Here is a 17,405-nt window from a genome sequence, read left to right on the forward strand (position 1 = left end):
GTTAGTAAAGTGATGCTTTGCCGGTTGAACCGAACAATTTCATTTTGTGGCGGATCACGTCCCGCGCGGCGCTAATGGCTTCTGGGTAGATTACGTTCGGGTCCCACCAGGTTTCTTTCGCCAGGATTTCGCGGACTTTCTGGAAGTAGGCATATTTCATATCGCTGGAAATGTTGATTTTGCCAACACCCAGCGTGACGGATTCGGCAATTTCCGCATCCGGGTTCGCGGAACCACCGTGCAGCACCAGCGGAATATCCACACGCCCGGCGATGTCGCGCAGGATGTTCATTTGCAGCTCTGGCTGCATCCCTTTCGGGTAGATCCCGTGCGCGGTTCCAATCGCCACCGCCAGCGTGTCTGCACCGGTTCGGGCGATAAAATCCTCTGCCTGAGCAGGATCGGTATAAGTAACCTTCGACACGCCGCCTTCCACTGACGTCCCGGTCTGACCAATCGTACCCAACTCCCCTTCCACAGAAACACCTACCGCATGCGCCAGCTTGACCACTTCGCGGGTCAGCGCCACGTTCTCTTCATACGGCAGCAGCGAGCCATCAATCATCACCGAGGTAAACCCACACTGAATCGCCCGCAGCACATGCTCAACCGAAGCGCCGTGGTCCAGATGCAGAGTAAAGGGAACCGGGCTGCGCAGAGTGATATCACGGACATAGCTAAAAAACGCATCGCCGACAAAATCATGTTCACTGGGGTGAATAGAGATAATCGCCGGGGTATTGGTCGCTTCCGCTTCCTCCACTACTGCACGTACAAAGCAGCTGTCCGCCACGTTGAATGCGCCGATAGCAAAACCGTGCTGACGAGTAGGTTGCAGTAATTCTTTCATCGAAACTAACATGTTAATTCTCCAGTTTCAGGGTGTAGAAAGCCCTGCCAGTGCGTCATCGCAGAGGCATAGAAGGCGTTACAGAAAATGAATCAGGCTTTGCCGATAGCGCCGCTGGCCTGCAGGTACGGAATAATGGCTTCCTCGCAGGCCTGTTCCATCAGGGCCAGGGCATTAACGAGTTCACCGGATGTGTCACGACACAGGGTATGCAGTAGCGCAGCTTTTCCGGCTTCGAAAACCGCCGCACCAACGTTTATCTTGGCGACACCAAACGTCGGGCAACGCTGTAGCTGATCAAACGGCGTCCCGCTGCCGCCATGCAGTGCCAGAGGTACCGTTGATAACCGGGCTATTTCCTCCAGCCGCAGGAAATCAATAGCAGGTGTGATACCCGGCGCGTACATGCCGTGTGCCGTACCCACCGACACCGCCAGCAAATCGATCCCGGTCTGTTGGATAAAGGGTTCCACGTCGGCGGCCTGAGTCATCAAATCCACGTTAGTCACATGGTCATAGCGCGGAGCATCGGCCAGATGACCCAGCTCACCTTCCACGCACAGAGAAACGCTGGCTGCGAGCTCGACCACTGCACGGGTCTGGCGAATGTTCTCCTCCAGCGCAAAGGCGGAGGCGTCGATCATTAACCCGCTGAATCCGGCGCGAAAAGCCTGACGAATGCGTACAGGATCCTTTCCATGATCCAGCGCCAGCGCGACCGGTACTGAGGCTTCCTCTGCCAGCGTTTTGACGACCGCAGCGGCTATCGGGGCCGGAAAATGCTCCAGATGCCCCTGATACAGATTCAGGATGATGGGCGCACGGTGTTTCTCTGCCACCCGAACCGCCGCGCGGGCGCTTTCCAGGTTCATGCAGTTAATGGCCAGCAGCGCGTACTGCTCACGCCAGGCTTTCGTCACCATGCTTTTCATATCGGCAAACATACGGCCTCCGGTTATTCCAGGGTGAAGGTGATCTCTTCGTCTTTCAATTTTTGATCGCTGAGTTCATCAAACTCTTCGTCACGCTCGGTCACCGGTTTCTTCCACAGCGACAACATGACACCGCAAATCACTGTGCCGATCCCCAGCGCCAGGCAAAACAGCAGCGGATGCGTAAAGAGCGGAACCACAAACATGCCGCCGTGCGGTACCGGGCTTTCGACACCCCACACCATAATCAGGCCGCCCGCAATCGCCGAGGCCACCACGCAGGAGCCCACCACGCGCAACAGGTCACGCGCTGCAATCGGAATGACCCCTTCGGTAATCATGCAGATCCCCATCGGGAATGCCGCTTTCAGCGCCTCGCGCTCCGCACGGGTGTATTTGTGACGCGTCAGCAGGAAAGAGAGCGTAATGCCGAACGGAGGGATCATCGAACCAACAAACTTCACCGCTTCCGGACCGTACACACCGCTGACCAGCATGCCGTCAGCAAACAGCGACATGGTTTTATTCACCGGTCCGCCGAAGTCGAATGTCGCCATCGCACCGAGGATAGCGCCCATCAGAAAGCGGGATCCGCCCTGCATGGACTCCAGCAGATGAATCAACGCGTCCTGCAGCCAGGCTATCGGCTTGCCAATCAGCGTCATCATCAACAGGCCGCCAATGACGGTACTCAGTACCGGCAACACCATGATGGGCATCAGCCCCTGCATCGACTGTGGCAAACGGATATAGCGCTTAAGTAGCAGTACGGTATAACCGACCAGGAACCCGCCCAGCATCCCGCCGATAAAACCGGTATGAATTTCGCCGCAAACAAAGCCGACAATCAGGCCCGGCGCAAATCCGGGACGATCGGCAATGGAGTACGCAATCGCCGCACTAATCAGCGGTACGATTAACCCCATCCCCCAGCCGCCAATCTGGTTGAGCATCCAGGGTATGGTTCCTGTTTTTTCACCCACGTTAGTGCCGCCAAGTATTTGCCCGAGAGCAATACAGATCCCGGCGGCGACAATTAACGGGATCATCCACGAAATCCCCGTTAATAAATGTCTTTTTATTTCCTGAGATAGCGGAATTTTATTTTCACTCATGTGAAATCCCTCCAGAATGAGGATCGCTACTGGTTATTATTAACTAATGATTTTTCGACCTTTTCAAGAAACTGAATGGGCGATTTTATGACGATTTCGGTTTTCACTCGCACAATGCGTTTATTTGAAAATCGTTCCTCCCCTTTTATTTTGACATCGACAGCAAGAATTACGACATCAGCTGCAGAAATATCCTCTGTCAGCAGTTCGTTCTCCGTGCCGATAGTTCCCTGGGTTTCAACTCTTATATTATGACCAAGCGCTTTAGCACCTTTAATTAGCTTCTCACGGGCAATATAGGTGTGCGCAATACCCGCCGTACAGGCGGCAACACAAACAATATTCATAACATGCTCCACTTTTTATTTAGCAGACATTGGATTCAGCATATTGGCTAAAAAGCTCAATAATTTTCTGTGGACTGCTTTCGACTAACAGTTGTTCAATAATGTCGTCATCCGCCAACGCGCCGGCAACCTGCGAAAGCAGACGAATATGTGTAGTGTTTTGATCCTCAAGGCGTACGGCAAACAGAATGATGCAGCGCACGTTGCTGCCATCCAGGGTTTCCCAGGGAATATCCTGGCGGGTACGCCCAATTGCCAGCGTGGTATTGACCACCGCCGAGGATTTCCCGTGCGGGATCGCAATATGATTTTCGAAGCCGGTCGAGCCTTCTGATTCACGCTGCCAGACATCCTGAATAAACGTTTCCCGACAGCTAATTGCCCCATCTTTTTGCAGAATATCCGTCAGTTCCTCAATAGCCTCCGTTTTGCTTGTGGCCTTCATGTCCAAAATAACGCGATTTGTATTGAGTATTTTCGTGATGTCCATCAATCATACCTCATGGAGTTCAGACATTAATTTTCGACGACCAGCGACGTCGCCCGATGTAATTTTTCCGTAATAACCGTTTCTGTTACCCGCTTAATATCTGCATCATTGAAAAAGGCGGTGACATACACGACCGGCATAGCAACGGCAGGTAAATTTATCGTCGATACCACCAGTTCAATATCGTCAGTCAGTACGGAGGGCAGGCTGCCTGCCGATACCACGCCGACGATAGTCCAGTCCGGAAAGGCGCGCAGAATACGGCTTTTGAGTAAGTGAGAGGTGCCAATACCGGTTGAGCAGACCAGCAGCACGCGCTTACGCGCTATCTGCCGCTCCATTGCGGCTTGAAAATGCACGGTTAAATATCCCACCTCATCTTCCGACACGGCCCGCTCGCCCCAGCTGCTAAACACCCGATTCACCGCGCACTGGGTCAGACGCCACACGTCCTGCAACTCGCCTTTAATATCCTCCAGCAATGGATTGCGAATGCGGATCTGGTAGTTCAGGCGGTTAATCAGCGGCTTAATGTGGATCAGCAATCCGTCATAAAGCGCCGTGTCCTGGCTAAGATCGCTGTCGACCATCTCGGCAAAGGAGGCAATCAACCGATGGGTAATCAAACGCGCTTCTTCGCTGGAGTGCATATGGCCAATCACGCTCACGTCGTTATGCTCTTCAATTACCACGCCGGAAGAGATAATGTATTGATAAATAAACCAGACTTCGTCCTCCGGCAGCGGGTGGGCAATGCGTTTTTCAATATGCTGAATCATCCGGCTGGCAATGGAAAAAATATTCTCGTCACATGAGGTGATATTTTCATCTTTTCTCGGCAGCGCATTGCCCCGCGTGATGCGGTACATCATGATCAAAATATGGGTAAAGATATTGACGTAATAAGGCTCGCCCAGAGACCAGCACAGGTCGTTCTCCATTTCCTGCAATAACGTCTGGACAAATAAAACATCTTCTTCACCAAAGTAATGCACTAAGGCTTTATAACTGCCCGGGTCAAGGCGTGAATAAACCACGTTACCAGGTTCATTATGGTTAATCACGCCGTTAATCAGTGACGCCATCGCCTGGCGTACACCGCTCTCGCTGCCTTCGATATGCGTGCCGCTCTGACTGCGAATCAACGACAGGCCCAGTGGGGTAATCCAGGATTCAATTACTTTCAGATCGTTAACAATCGATGCGCTACTAATGAAATAACGTTCGGATAATTTACTGATCGACGTTTCATGCGGCGTTTCGCTTAATAACTGTGAGGCTATCTTGACTCGCCGTGAATTATTCATCATGCCGTCAGTATCATCACCTTCCGATCCTAATAACTGATCCATATATAAAAGGTCGGTAATATTATCGGAACTTAATATCACCCCAGCACCAGCACGTTTATCGATGGTTATTTTCCATTCTGATAACCAGGGTTCCAGTAAGCGCAGATCGCGCTGCACAGTTTTCTCTGAAACAGATAAATACTCGGCAATTTTCAGCAGCGTGACATATTCCTTCTTAGACAGAAGAAACTTTAATAATCTGTTTTGTCGCGAGGTAATCATTTGCATTATTTACCCTTATCACACACCAGATTAAATAGCTAAAGAAGCGCTTATGCTCCACGTGTAATCCGTGATGGTAAATATAAGAGGACTACGATGTGGCAACAATACTAAATCGTGTCCAGTAATCCGGACAGAAATAAGACAAAAAGAGGAAATAGTGAGATATTTACGGCGCAGATCACATTTTTCGCGGGAATCAGAGTGATACCGCTCGCAAATATGCAGAGATAAAAATTTAATTCAGGATGTTTTGGATTTTCAGATCTGGAATGCTGCTCGCAGCGTGGGCCGGATAAAACGCATCCGGCACCACCTCGACACATGCTTACAAGGTAATCGTCAGCTCACTGCCCTGTGGAGTAATAACTACACCCAGCTCGCTGCCCATATGCGACCCGCATTTAATGCCGCCAATTTCCTGAATATTTCGCAGGCACAGCGTCCAGTTACGTGCCTCACCGTTCCCTTTCACAGTGATGGTATTACCTACACGCGTCGCCTTCAGCGTGAAGATAACCGAGCCGTCCATCGCAGGCACTTCACACACCGCTTCCCGGCCCTCCTGCAGATGGAACAGCTGGAACGCGGTTCCTTCATGCCAGGCGTAGTCCGGCTTCTGGTTATTGCTGCCCAGCGCCAGCAGAGTGTTCTCGCGCACGTAGACTGGCAGACTCAGGAAGCCATGCTGCTGTTTATGCCAGCGACTGCCAGACACCTCGTCGTTACGCCACAGATGCGTCCAGTGTCCTTCCGGCAGGTAAAACTGCACATCGCCCGCCTCGCTAAACACCGGCGCAACCATCACGCTATCGCCCAACATGTACTGGCGGTCGAGATAATCACATGCCGGATCGTCCGGGAACTCCAGCATCATTGCGCGCATCATCGGCGTTCCTAGCTCATTGGCGCGCGCCGCTTCGCGATACAGATACGGCATCATGCGGCATTTCTGCTCGGTGAAGTAGCGCACCACATCGCAGGATTCGTCATCGTACGCCCACGGTACACGGTAGGATTTGCTACCGTGCAGACGGCTGTGGCTGGAGAGCAGCCCGAACGCACACCAGCGCTTGTAGACGTGCGCCGGGGCAGTATTCTCAAAGCCGCCAATATCGTGACTCCAGAAGCCAAAGCCGGACAGACCAATGGACAACCCGCCGCGCAGGCTTTCGGCCATCGATTCATAGTTGGCATAGCAATCGCCGCCCCAATGCACCGGAAACTGCTGCGCGCCGACCGAAGCTGAACGGGCAAACAGCACCGCCTCTTCTTCACCGACAGTCTCTTTCAGCACGTTCCACACCAGTTCGTTGTAGATGTACGCATAATGGTTATGCATTTTCTGCGGATCGGCACCGTCAAACCACTGAACGTCAGTAGGAATGCGTTCGCCAAAGTCGGTTTTGAAGCAGTCAACGCCAATATCCATCAGACCTTTCAGCTTATTGGCATACCACTCACAGGCTTGCGGATTAGTGAAGTCGTAAATCGCCAGGCCCGGCTGCCATTTATCCCATTGCCACAGGGAACCGTCCGGCCGCTTGAGCAGATAGCCTTTCTCTTTCAGCTCTTTGAATATTGGCGATTTCTGGCCAATATACGGGTTAATCCACACGCAGACCTTCAGCCCTTTTTCTTTCAGGCGGCGGATCATGCCTTCCGGGTCCGGGAAGGTCAGCGGATCCCACTCAAAGTCACACCACTGGAAGGCTTTCATCCAGAAGCAGTCAAAGTGAAAAACGTGTAGCGGCAGATTGCGCTCGGCCATGCCGTCGATAAAGCTGTTGACCGTCGCTTCGTCATAATTGGTGGTGAACGACGTGGTCAGCCACAGGCCGAACGACCAGGCGGGCGGCAGCGCGGGACGGCCAGTGAACTGGGTATAACGGTTCAACACGTCCTTCGGCGTTGGGCCGTCGATGACGAAATATTCCAGATACTCGCTTTCCACGCTGAACTGCACTTTCGACACTTTCTCAGAGCCGATTTCAAACGACACGCACTGCGGATGGTTCACCAGTACGCCGTAACCGCGGTTGGTGATATAGAATGGGATGTTCTTGTAAGATTGCTCGGTGCTGGTGCCGCCGTCACGGTTCCAGGTTTCTACCGTTTGCCCGTTACGCACCAGCGCGGTAAAGCGCTCGCCCAGGCCGTATACCGTTTCCCCGACGCCGAGATCCAGGCGCTCAAACATAAAGTTTTTCCCGCTGTTGGTATCCTGCACGTAGCCGTTGTTTTTCAGCTGGCTGCCGGTAATACGTTCGCCGTTACGCAGGAAATCCAGTGACCAGAATTCCCCTTTGGTTACGCGCACGCTCAGGTTACCGCTCTTCAGTTCGGCAATCTCAGCGGTGTTGCGCATCTCGACCTTCACATCCTGCAGCACATTGAGCGGGTAATGCGGACCGGTATCCAGCGCCCCCTGGAAGTGCTCCATACGCACACCGACCACGCCTTCCTGCGGCGAGAAGAAGCGCAGGGTAAACAATGGGGTATCCAGTTGCCAGGTACGTTCACGCACATCGCGCGGCGCAACGTAGACAATCATCTCATTGCCCTGCTGTTCAACCTCGAACACCTGAATCGGGTTAATCACGTTCAGACCGGGCTGAATCAGCCAGTTTCCATCGCTAATTTTCATCATCGGTTCCTTAGTCCTGTAATTCTTTCGTCGTGAAATCCTGCTGATTGCGGCGCGCGCCCTGCGCCAGTTGGCTCATGATTTCAGTCAGATACGGGGTTTTTAGGGTGTAGAAGCGTTTGGCGATCACGGCACTCAGCAGGTAGCAAATAGCCGGGACTATGGTGAACAGCGCGATGATGATGCTAATGGTGGCGCCGTTCTGGGTTTTCGCTGCGGCGTCGTAGCCCCCACCTGCCAGCATCCAGCCGATCAGCGCCCCGCCGAGCGCCAGGCCCAGCTTGAGCACGAACAACGTGCCGGCAAAGCTGATCCCCGTCAGACGTTTTCCGTTGCACCACTCGCCGTAATCCACGGTGTCGGACATCATTACCCACTGAATTGGCGTCACGAGCTGATGCAGTACGCCAATCACGAAGATGAAGACGAACATGGTAATGTTGGCGTGCATCGGTACGAAGAACATCGCCAGACTGACGGCCGCCAGCGCGGCGTTGGTCCACCAGAAGACGCTGACTTTGCATTTCCAGTCGGTCAGCGGCTTCGCCAGCGCAGAGCCGATAAGATTGCCGACGCAATAGGTGGTGAGGAAGGCGACAAACACTTCTGGCGTGCCCAGAATCCAGGTGACGTAATACATCATCGCCCCGCCGCGTACGCAGACAGCAAGGATGTTGAGGATGGTCAGCAGGCCGACGATGCGCCATTGATCGTTCTGCCAGATGTCGCGCAGGTCTTCACGCATTGAGTTGCTGCTCGGCGGCGCTTCCACGCGTTCTTTGGTGGTGAAAAAGCAAAATGCCAGCATCAGGAACGTCACAACCGAGAGCACGGCAATCCCGCCCTGAAAGCCGAACGCTTTATCCTCGCCGCCAATCAGATTTACCAGCGGCATCATCAGCACGGTGGAGAGCATGCCGCCCGCCGTCGCCAGCACGAAGCGCCAGGACTGCAGGGAGATACGCTGCGTGGGGTCATTGGTGATGACGCCGCCCAGCGCGCAATAGGGAATATTCACCACGGTATAAAGCAGGGTCAGCAGCGTGTAGGTGATTGCGGCATAAATCATTTTGCCATGCAGGCTGAGATCCGGTGTGCTGTAGGCGAGCACACAGACCAGACCAAACGGCAGTGCGCCAAACAGTACCCACGGGCGAAATTTCCCCCATCGCGACCGGGTGCGGTCGGCGAGCAGTCCCATGCAAGGGTCTGAGATAGCATCCAGCGCGCGGGCCAGCAGGAACATGGTGCCGACAAATCCGGCCGGAATACCAAAAATATCGGTATAGAAGAACATCATATATAACATGACGTTATCGAAGATAATGTGGCTCGCCGCATCGCCCATTCCGTAGCCAATCTTCTCTTTAACGGACAAAATCTCACTTTTCATTACGCATCCTTGTTAGCACTTTCACACGCACTGATACCGGTTACAGTTCTTGTAAACCATCCCTGTGAGCGCGGGTATTCCGATATCTCGTTATCAAATTACGATTCTTGTTTTCTGTGATCAGAGTTGCGTCGAAAAATGTGATGAAATGTAACTACCGGATTTATTGAGGATTTATATGAAACCGATCATGGCAAGACAAAAGGGAAGTTAAAAAAGTGAGTGAGGGGGTGTGGAAACCCCAGGAAGTAGCTATAATGCGCCCCGCCTCCATGTAGCAATCGAGGCGCGGAAGATCGTCATCTCCGGTGAGGTGGCTGGACTTCAAATCCAGTTGGGGGCGCCAGCGTTCCCGGGCAGGTTCGACTCCTGTGATCTTCCGCCAAAATAGACACCTTTTCAAAGCATGTCATATATCCTGCCTTTGTGATAATCATCACTACATCTTTTCAAAAATTCATATAATTATTACATTCTACATGCAAACAATGAATGAGATCGTTATGGACGATATTCAAAAGGAACATCTTTCACCTTTTTTTTCTATATTGATTGGCTTTAATAAATCAAACTACACAGCTAAATATTTACATAATTCTATAATGCAAATTATAGATACAAAAATATATAATGAAGGAGATATACAACAATACTTAACTAAATCTGAAGCAATCAACGATGCTACCGTATTTATCTCTCCTTACTCAATAAATAAAATACCCAGTTGGACTAAAAGAAACGATATACATGATATCGAGAACCACATTGCACTAACATTTTCCCTTGGAAGTTATGTAGCATTTTACTTTTCAGAAAAAGGAATGAAGGATTCAATAAGGGAACATTTCAAAAATTCGCCACTAACAAATTTGCTTCCTGTGGAGATATCACATTTAAATCACTTATTTATCAATGAAGATAATATCAAAATGCTCTGGCTCCTTGGCATTCATGGTAAAACAACTTTCAAGGCTGATTCAAAAGTTTTAGGCGGTAATAGTGTTGCGGAGTCGTTAGATCCTCTTGAAGACCAATCATATATGATGTCAGCAGTTAGAACTGAAATTGGAAGTAATAATAAAACCATAGGATTAAACCCGTTCAAATCATCGATCTGGAAAGGGCCATGTAAAGACTGGAATTCATTTGAAAAAAACGTTATAGAAATATTAGACATGTTAAACGCTAATAACCAAATCAACCTGACACCAATAGGTATTCTAGCAAGTCCGATAAATGAACTTAATGGTGTAAATGACGCATATGATTTTTCTGTAGTTGATCCTGACTTCGTTACTTACGAAATGAGCCCTACGAAAGTTGATCTACTGAGAAAAGTCGCCAATAAATATAGAATAGAAGTTTACCCAATCTTGAACTCAGCATTTTCGTTGAAAGTTTTTTATGAAAATGTTCATTGCGGAGAAATCAGTGTAAGGCTAACGGTTAAAGATTATGAAGTTTTCTTTGAAGTTTATAATCAACAACCTGTGTCACAAAAAAAAGAAATACTAAATAATTATTCTAAAATATTCAAGTATCCCGAGTTTATCAAGTGCTGGTACGAATCAGGACACGCAGTAGTTAATTCTTGGATTTTCAAAACTGATTATAAAGATGTATCTTATAATGGATTTATTTGGGCTGATTTCGAGAAATTTGATATTTGTAAAGAGAAACCGCTAATTGCAGATAAACTAGATCTGACAAAAATTGGAATGCAAAATTCTCTTTTTTGTTGGGTGAAAAATCGTTGGAATAGTCGTTGGGATTCATCAGAAAACTTTAATACAACCGAGAAACCTACTGGATGGCTGTATTGTGATGATGGATCTGGTGAAAAAGCAGACTTTATTCATATTGATGATTATAATGATAAAACCATAATTTCTCTTATCCATATCAAAGCCGCTAATAGTAGCAGTCATAACAGAAGAATATCAGTAGGTGCACATGATATTGTCTTAAGTCAAGCAGTTAAAAATCTCAGGTATTCAAATCGTAAAAATCTTATTCAAGATCTTACAGATAGAGCTTCAACCTCTCAAAATAAAATGTGTTGGCACGACAATAAACCAATTCAGCCTTCAGATTTCCTGATGCAACTTTCATCCTTAAATTCCAATCCTAATAAAATAAAAACAAGAGTAATAGTTATACAGCCTCACACAACTAAGAGCTATTATACAAAATCGCAAAATAACAATATTAAGCGACAGCTAGATGTATTATTAGTTAGTTCAGATAACGCAATAAAATCCTCTGGAGCAGAGTTTCATATCATTGGTCTTTATGATAATTGAGGTTATGAAAATGTCTAACCGTTAGGTTCTATTCCCTTGGCTCTTAATGCCTCCCTCGCCAGTTCCTTCAACCAACTGGCGAGACTTACCCCTTCTTCAGCAGCTACTGCATCCAACTGCTCCTTCAATGCCGGATCAATACGCATTTTGAACTGCGGTGACTGACCGCCGCCTTTTGGTTTTTTTTCGCGCGATATGATTGACATGGGGCCACCTATCCAATTACTCTCACTACATAGGAGGCCACCTAAAAGCCTACTACACTAGCAACGCCTCGTTGTGCGGGAACACAGCCGGAGCGTCTAACCTCACCAACTATCAAGGAGTTGATTATGGCTGATTCGCATTCTACCCCAGACACCGACCAATCTGGAACCGAGCGTTCGGTAATTGTGGGATATCGCCCGAATGTTTTCGACAAATCCACACCCAAAATTATTCTTTCCGGCAAGTGGCTACGCGAAGCGGGGTTTGATACCGGGCAACAGATTAGCGTAAAAGTGATGAATGGCTGTATCGTCCTGATGGTCTACGGCGAGCAGGAACAACGGTTGCAGGATGAGCTGCAAGAAGCAAATCAGAAGTTAAAAAGAATTGAGAGCACGTTGGCGACTCTCCAGTGAAGTACAGCTGAACCTGCAAGCAGTACTTACAGGTTCACTTGGTGCCGGATGGCGCTTGCGCTTATCCGGCCTACTCTCCTGGAAAATGAAGCCAAAGTGTAACGGGAACCCAAACAAATGAATCACCACGAAAAACCAGACACCATCTTTTCGATTGACGACGATGAAAAAGTCGAAGAAATAAAAATTCAGTTACTGAAAGCCAAGATTCAATGTGCACAATGTGATATTCATTCTGATAATATTGTTAACGGCGATAATTTCTTTGATGAATTAATGGAGCCTAATAAATGAAAAAAGCATTATAAACTTACGGGCAATAATCAATAATTATGATATTTGAAGCAGCAACTCATTATCCATGAATCAGAAACGCATTAGAAATCATTCAACCACTACACTAAAAATCATAATAAAAATACTATCCTGATGGCCTATGCCAAACGATAAACATGACAGCACAATAAACACCATATTATAATCCCGCTAAAAATACACAGGCATCCTTTTTCTTTAATCAGGAAGGGACAGCCTCGTTTCTAATAAATTAGATTATTGGGTTACATATGAAAAACGTATTCATGGCAATGGTTATCGCTCTCGTCACTATCACCGCATCATCTACTGTTTTCGCATGCCCGAAAGGAGAACACCCGCACGGCGGTACTGGCTCACACCATAAGGGCGGCTGGTGCTCGTATGATCAGTAAAATTGCCATTCCTGTCTTGTTATTGCTCTTTTTTCAACGCCTGTACTGGCAAAATCGACATTGAATATCGACGGCAACTCGCTTTATCACGGCTATCAGTTGTATGAGAAAGGTTTTGATTATTTGAATGTTCGGGATGAACAGACAGCAGTGATGTATATGTCTTTTGTTGCCGGTGTAGCGGGGACACTATCAAAAGAAAATATCATCTGTAATGAAAGCATAACCATTGGACAGGAAGCTGATATTGTTGGTAATTACCTCCAGACCCATCCTAAAGAACGAACAAAATACAGTCCTTCTGAATTGGCCATGATTGCTTTGGGCAAAGAACTTGCTTGTAACAAAAATAGTAATAGCTAGCGCTGTACGCAGCTTATTTACCGGATGGCGCTAACGCTTATCCGACCTACCGCCTCCCCAAAAAATAAAGCCGCTGACCCATTAATCAGCGGCTTTTCCATTACCAGCAACTACATCAGAAGTTATATTTCACGCCGAGCATACCGCGGGTATCGCTGTAGCCTTTGTCGCCGACCTGTTGGGCCACGTTGCTCCACACGTTGAGGCGCGGAGTAATTTGACCTTCAACGCCCACTTTCAGCTCGCCGATATTCTTCGTACCGCGCATATCGTTGCTCACATCATCCATCTTCACGCTGGTCGTCTGCGTGTTGTGGATCCAGTTGACTTCGACAAACGGCTGGAACTCGCGAGATTTACCGTCATCGATGGCGTTATGGCCGTTGATAAAGGCTTTCACGCCCAGACGAGTCATCAGGTTGCCATCGGTGTCATCCTTCACGCGGGTACCGTTCGCTTCGCGGTGGCTGTCGGCCTGCACGTCCATCCATACCACCTGCGCTTTTGGTTGCAGCCAGTAGCTGTTGCGCTCGTTCTCACCCAGTTTGAAGCTATAACCCGCTTCGACCGAAGCAGTAATCCCGCTGGATTTATATTTCTCTGTCGCCTGCTCCTGGCCCATCACCTTGTTATCAAACCAGTTGTACAGCATCCAGGTGTCCACGTAGGTGCCGGTTTTGTCTGCGTCATTGGCATACCATGTGCCGTACAGCCCTACGCTGTAACCGGTGACCTGACCACGTGAATGGTAGCCGGTCAGGCTGGACTGCGTGCGGTTCTGGCTGTTGGCGTAACCAGCCATTGCGCCGATGTGCCAACGGTCGAGGCCGTCGCTACTCCACTGCGCCAGATCACCGCCCAGCTGCAACACATAGCTGTTGCTTTGGGTTTTCAACTGCCCGCTACCGTCTTTAAAGCGGGTATGCGCCCCGACGTTACGCATCCACATACTGGTGACTTTTTTCTCGCCCGTCAGCATGTCGATGTACTGCGTTTCGCCCAGACGATCGTGCAGTCGGGTCATAAACAGCGTGTTAGCGGCGTAGTTGTTCGCCAGATAACTGCCTGCTTCCGGGCGGTATTGCTGCTCGGTGACCGGAGGTGCGACAGGTATTTCCGGCTCAGGGATTATCGGATCGACCGGGTCTGGATCGACAGGACCTGGGTCAATAGGGTCAACCGGATCCGGGTCAACGGGGTCTGGGTCGATGGGATCTACCGGGTCCGGATCGACCGGGTCCGGTTCTTCCGGATCCGGCGGAGCAGGAATAAAGCTGGTTAGATACCAGTTGCTGCCCTTTTGCACCACGTTATAGTCGTACGCACCAGCAACAATACGGCCTGCTTTCTCAAAAGTACCGTCAGAATTACCGGCTACTTCGATGATCTCAATACCTTCAACGGTCTGCGCCCCGGTTCCGCCAATGTTGTTCACCGCCACAAACGCATTACCTGCGGTGTTGCCGAGCACTTTCAGCTTGTCGGTTTCGGAGGTGTCGTCATTCAGGACGGTATTGAAAACCAGTTTGCCGCCGTTGCCGGTGAAATCTTCATTAATGGTAAGCGTCTGCCACGGTTCGCCGTCAGTATGCCCAAAGTTCACCACTGACCCGCCGTTCAGCGTCAGGTCGGTGAGCGTTGAGCTGTTGGTCATGTTCCAGGTCGCATCGCTCATTTGCAGCGAGATAACCCCCGTTCCGGCCGAGACGCTGGTGATGTATGACGCCCCACTCCACAACGAGTTGTCGGTCATGTTGAGCGTAATGGTACTGTTTTGCTGCGGCAGGCTGCTGGTCGCGGCAGTCGCGCCAGCGGCGTGAAGATCGCCGTCGATAAGGAAGCGCCCGCCAGCGGAGCCGTCTACGGAGCCGCCCGTTTCGGTGCTGATGGCATAACTTTCATTGCTGTGATTGCCCGCCATAGTAATGGAGGCGCCGCCAGCCAGGTTTATTGCCCCGCGTGAAGTCGCATACAGACCGCGTGGCGCTTTGCTGTAAGACGCCGCTTTCGCCGAATTGTTTACGTTGATCGTCGCGTTTTCGCCGAGATTCACGGTTGCATTGGTGGAATAAACCGCATGGGCGCTGACGCCGTTGACCGTAATCGTGGCATTGTTGCCCAGTTCCGTTTTGGAAGATGAGGCGGCATAGATCCCTGTCGAGGACGCGCCCGACGTCTCGATAGTGGCGTCATCACCAAGGCGGATCGAGGAGCCGCTCTGCCCGGTGCGAAGACCTTCTGAACTGTCACCGATCGTCACAATGTGTGCCCGATCGCCGACGACAATCGTATTTTTGGCCTGCGTAGCGTCTTTCATTGCGTTTGCAGTGATACCACGCCCCTGATAACCGGTGGTTTGAATATACAGATCGTCGCCGACGTATATGTTGGCTGAACCTTTCCAACCCTGGCTATAGGAGTTGTAACCGGCGTTAATACCGTCACCATCCTGACCGTCCACATAAATGCTGGTGCGATCTCCGGTGATGATAAAAACCGGGTTATCCGGCGTATTGGCCCCGTGCGTACGAATACCGTCAACATCTTTACCATTATTAGCGGCATTCTTCGACTGTGTGCGAATCGTCAGGTCGTCACCGAAAATAACGCCTGGGCTACCCGTCGCGCTATTCTGAATAACGGTAATGGAGTGCTCGAAGGCTTCTGCTCCTGGCCCATTGAGCGTTAACCCATTGCCAAAAACCGGAATGGTGCCAGCACTCCATTGATAAACATAATTCGGCGTAGCGCTGGTTTTAGCGAAACTGGCATTCGCCTGTGCAGGAAATAAAGCCTGCAACTCCGGGGGCAGACTACTAACCAGACCGCTGGAAGGAAGACTATCAACATCAATCCAGGCTGCATGGGCCGAAAATACCATAGAAGTTAATGCGGCTGAAACCGCGATGGCAATACGAGAGTAAGATTTGGGATTTGGCATATTAGCCTCCTGCTATTAGGCGTAGAGCGTCCACCACATCGCAAGGATGTGAAATAATAAAAATCAGAAATGCGTTATAAAATATTCGATAGTATTTTATGAATACTATGGCCCAACTTATCTTCAAGCCGGAGCTTATAGACATATATTTTCTTAATATCAATATTATCTATTTGGGTAATTTGCTGAATACTTTTTCCTGAGACAAATCGCTTCAGTAATATCATTTCTGTATAGTTGAGTGTGCGCCCACGTTTACTGTTAGCGAGATGACCGGTAAATAATCGTCTCATTTTCTGATGCTGTACGTCATCATCATCATCAGAATATATAATCCCTTGTATTTTATTGCTTTTCGACAGCCAGTAGTTGGCTAACGGCGCCAGGTTCCGGTCCGCTATCAAAACAATATGCATACCGCTATAAGCCAGACGATCAACCCATTGCGGGTCGGCAAACAGGCGCAGGTTCGGGAAAGAGAAGTCCACAAAAATAAACCCGCGCGACAAATGGTTTTGATTATTAAGCAGAAGTTTTTCAATAATTCCTTTTTGCAGAAAGCCATTTCCCTCAGGCCAGATAGCAAAAGCGGCACGGTGACAGTAACTGGCGCGAACCGCAGCATCCGGAAATAATTGACAGGATAATTCACAGCTTATGCAACGAACACTCTGTGATGGTGATCTCTTCATCAAAAATGACTCCTGTTATTTTTCCATAAATATTTCATTGGTAAATAAATGTGTCAATCCGACACGTACAACATTCCTTGTCAGCTAATAACAGTGGCGCTAATAAAATGTAATAAACTCCTGATGTGCTAATAAGTATGGACTGTGATTAATACGATTGCGCTAAGCTTTTTTGTGCCTTATCTCAGAATAACAGTCTGGGCATTAGGAATTTTATGCATAAATTAAAATCCTAGGATAAATCTTAAAAAAGCACTATTTGCTAAAAAACAACCGATGTAAACGATGCTCATTAATTACACAATACTGATAACTCAATCACCCTTGAAGTGCTGTGTATAAATATAATGATAATTCAGATAAACCTGTAATGAATTCTCATTATTTAACATTAGTTAATTTTACCTAAGAACTTGATCAGCTAA

15 protein-coding genes and 1 tRNA gene are annotated in these 17,405 nt (G+C 49.0%); 5 read left to right on the plus strand and 11 right to left on the minus strand.

Annotated features, from left to right (window positions below; genetic code table 11):
* Position 1: 1 nt before the first annotated feature.
* The 8 genes from OGX66_RS04330 to OGX66_RS04365 form a co-directional block, all read right to left on the minus strand.
* Positions 2 to 862, minus strand: a complete 861-nt coding sequence (locus OGX66_RS04330) for a ketose-bisphosphate aldolase (RefSeq protein WP_003024018.1) — start codon at positions 860 to 862, stop codon at positions 2 to 4.
* A gap of 80 nt (positions 863 to 942) precedes the next feature.
* Complete coding sequence (locus OGX66_RS04335) at positions 943 to 1,794, minus strand: class II fructose-bisphosphate aldolase (RefSeq protein WP_044714187.1); 852 nt, start codon at positions 1,792 to 1,794, stop codon at positions 943 to 945.
* Positions 1,795 to 1,805: 11 nt separating this feature from the next.
* On the minus strand, positions 1,806 to 2,897 hold the full coding sequence (locus OGX66_RS04340; RefSeq protein ID WP_003837581.1) for a PTS fructose transporter subunit IIC: 1,092 nt from the start codon (positions 2,895 to 2,897) through the stop codon (positions 1,806 to 1,808).
* Between the two features lie 26 nt (positions 2,898 to 2,923).
* The gene (locus OGX66_RS04345; protein ID WP_003844521.1) at positions 2,924 to 3,244 is read right to left on the minus strand and encodes a PTS fructose transporter subunit IIB; all 321 of its coding nucleotides are present in this window, start codon (positions 3,242 to 3,244) and stop codon (positions 2,924 to 2,926) included.
* A gap of 19 nt (positions 3,245 to 3,263) precedes the next feature.
* Positions 3,264 to 3,734, minus strand: coding sequence for a PTS sugar transporter subunit IIA (locus OGX66_RS04350; protein WP_008786490.1), 471 nt, complete (start codon positions 3,732 to 3,734; stop codon positions 3,264 to 3,266).
* A gap of 26 nt (positions 3,735 to 3,760) precedes the next feature.
* Positions 3,761 to 5,314: a BglG family transcription antiterminator gene (locus OGX66_RS04355; protein WP_270934148.1), complete on the minus strand. Its 1,554-nt coding sequence runs from the start codon at positions 5,312 to 5,314 to the stop codon at positions 3,761 to 3,763.
* 322 nt (positions 5,315 to 5,636) lie between these two features.
* A complete protein-coding gene (yicI, locus tag OGX66_RS04360) occupies positions 5,637 to 7,955 on the minus strand; it encodes an alpha-xylosidase (RefSeq protein ID WP_088902940.1) in 2,319 nt (772 codons plus the stop codon).
* Between the two features lie 10 nt (positions 7,956 to 7,965).
* Entirely contained in the window at positions 7,966 to 9,348 is a 1,383-nt protein-coding gene (locus tag OGX66_RS04365) for a glycoside-pentoside-hexuronide family transporter (RefSeq protein ID WP_286510948.1), read from the minus strand.
* Positions 9,349 to 9,638: 290 nt separating this feature from the next.
* Here OGX66_RS04365 and OGX66_RS04370 point away from each other — a divergent pair.
* A tRNA-Sec gene (locus tag OGX66_RS04370) sits at positions 9,639 to 9,733 on the plus strand.
* A gap of 118 nt (positions 9,734 to 9,851) precedes the next feature.
* Positions 9,852 to 11,651 carry a hypothetical protein gene (locus tag OGX66_RS04375; RefSeq protein ID WP_198682976.1) on the plus strand — a complete coding sequence of 600 codons (1,800 nt, stop codon included), beginning with the start codon at positions 9,852 to 9,854 and terminating at the stop codon, positions 11,649 to 11,651.
* Positions 11,652 to 11,665: 14 nt separating this feature from the next.
* On the opposite strand, the gene OGX66_RS04380 is transcribed toward OGX66_RS04375, so the two are convergent.
* Positions 11,666 to 11,857 (minus strand): toxin-antitoxin system HicB family antitoxin, encoded by a 192-nt coding sequence (locus OGX66_RS04380; protein WP_032937148.1) that lies wholly within the window; start codon positions 11,855 to 11,857, stop codon positions 11,666 to 11,668.
* Between the two features lie 126 nt (positions 11,858 to 11,983).
* Between OGX66_RS04380 and OGX66_RS04385 the strand changes: the two genes are divergently transcribed.
* The 3 genes from OGX66_RS04385 (at position 11,984) to OGX66_RS04395 (ending at position 13,347) form a co-directional block, all read left to right on the plus strand.
* Positions 11,984 to 12,274 carry a SymE family type I addiction module toxin gene (locus tag OGX66_RS04385; protein ID WP_044700468.1) on the plus strand — a complete coding sequence of 97 codons (291 nt, stop codon included), beginning with the start codon at positions 11,984 to 11,986 and terminating at the stop codon, positions 12,272 to 12,274.
* Positions 12,275 to 12,391: 117 nt separating this feature from the next.
* Positions 12,392 to 12,568, plus strand: a complete 177-nt coding sequence (locus OGX66_RS04390) for a hypothetical protein (RefSeq protein ID WP_003844487.1) — start codon at positions 12,392 to 12,394, stop codon at positions 12,566 to 12,568.
* 476 nt (positions 12,569 to 13,044) lie between these two features.
* Entirely contained in the window at positions 13,045 to 13,347 is a 303-nt protein-coding gene (locus OGX66_RS04395; RefSeq protein ID WP_225990927.1) for a Rap1a/Tai family immunity protein, read from the plus strand.
* A 115-nt stretch (positions 13,348 to 13,462) separates the two neighbouring features.
* On the opposite strand, the gene misL is transcribed toward OGX66_RS04395, so the two are convergent.
* Complete coding sequence (gene misL / locus OGX66_RS04400) at positions 13,463 to 16,288, minus strand: intestinal colonization autotransporter adhesin MisL (RefSeq protein ID WP_136346024.1); 2,826 nt, start codon at positions 16,286 to 16,288, stop codon at positions 13,463 to 13,465.
* A 74-nt stretch (positions 16,289 to 16,362) separates the two neighbouring features.
* A complete protein-coding gene (locus tag OGX66_RS04405) occupies positions 16,363 to 16,980 on the minus strand; it encodes a helix-turn-helix transcriptional regulator (RefSeq protein ID WP_003023988.1) in 618 nt (205 codons plus the stop codon).
* Positions 16,981 to 17,405: the final 425 nt, after the last annotated feature.

The sequence above is a fragment of the Citrobacter sp. Cf072 genome (assembly GCF_030334485.1).
In the GTDB taxonomy this organism is placed as follows: domain Bacteria; phylum Pseudomonadota; class Gammaproteobacteria; order Enterobacterales; family Enterobacteriaceae; genus Citrobacter; species Citrobacter freundii.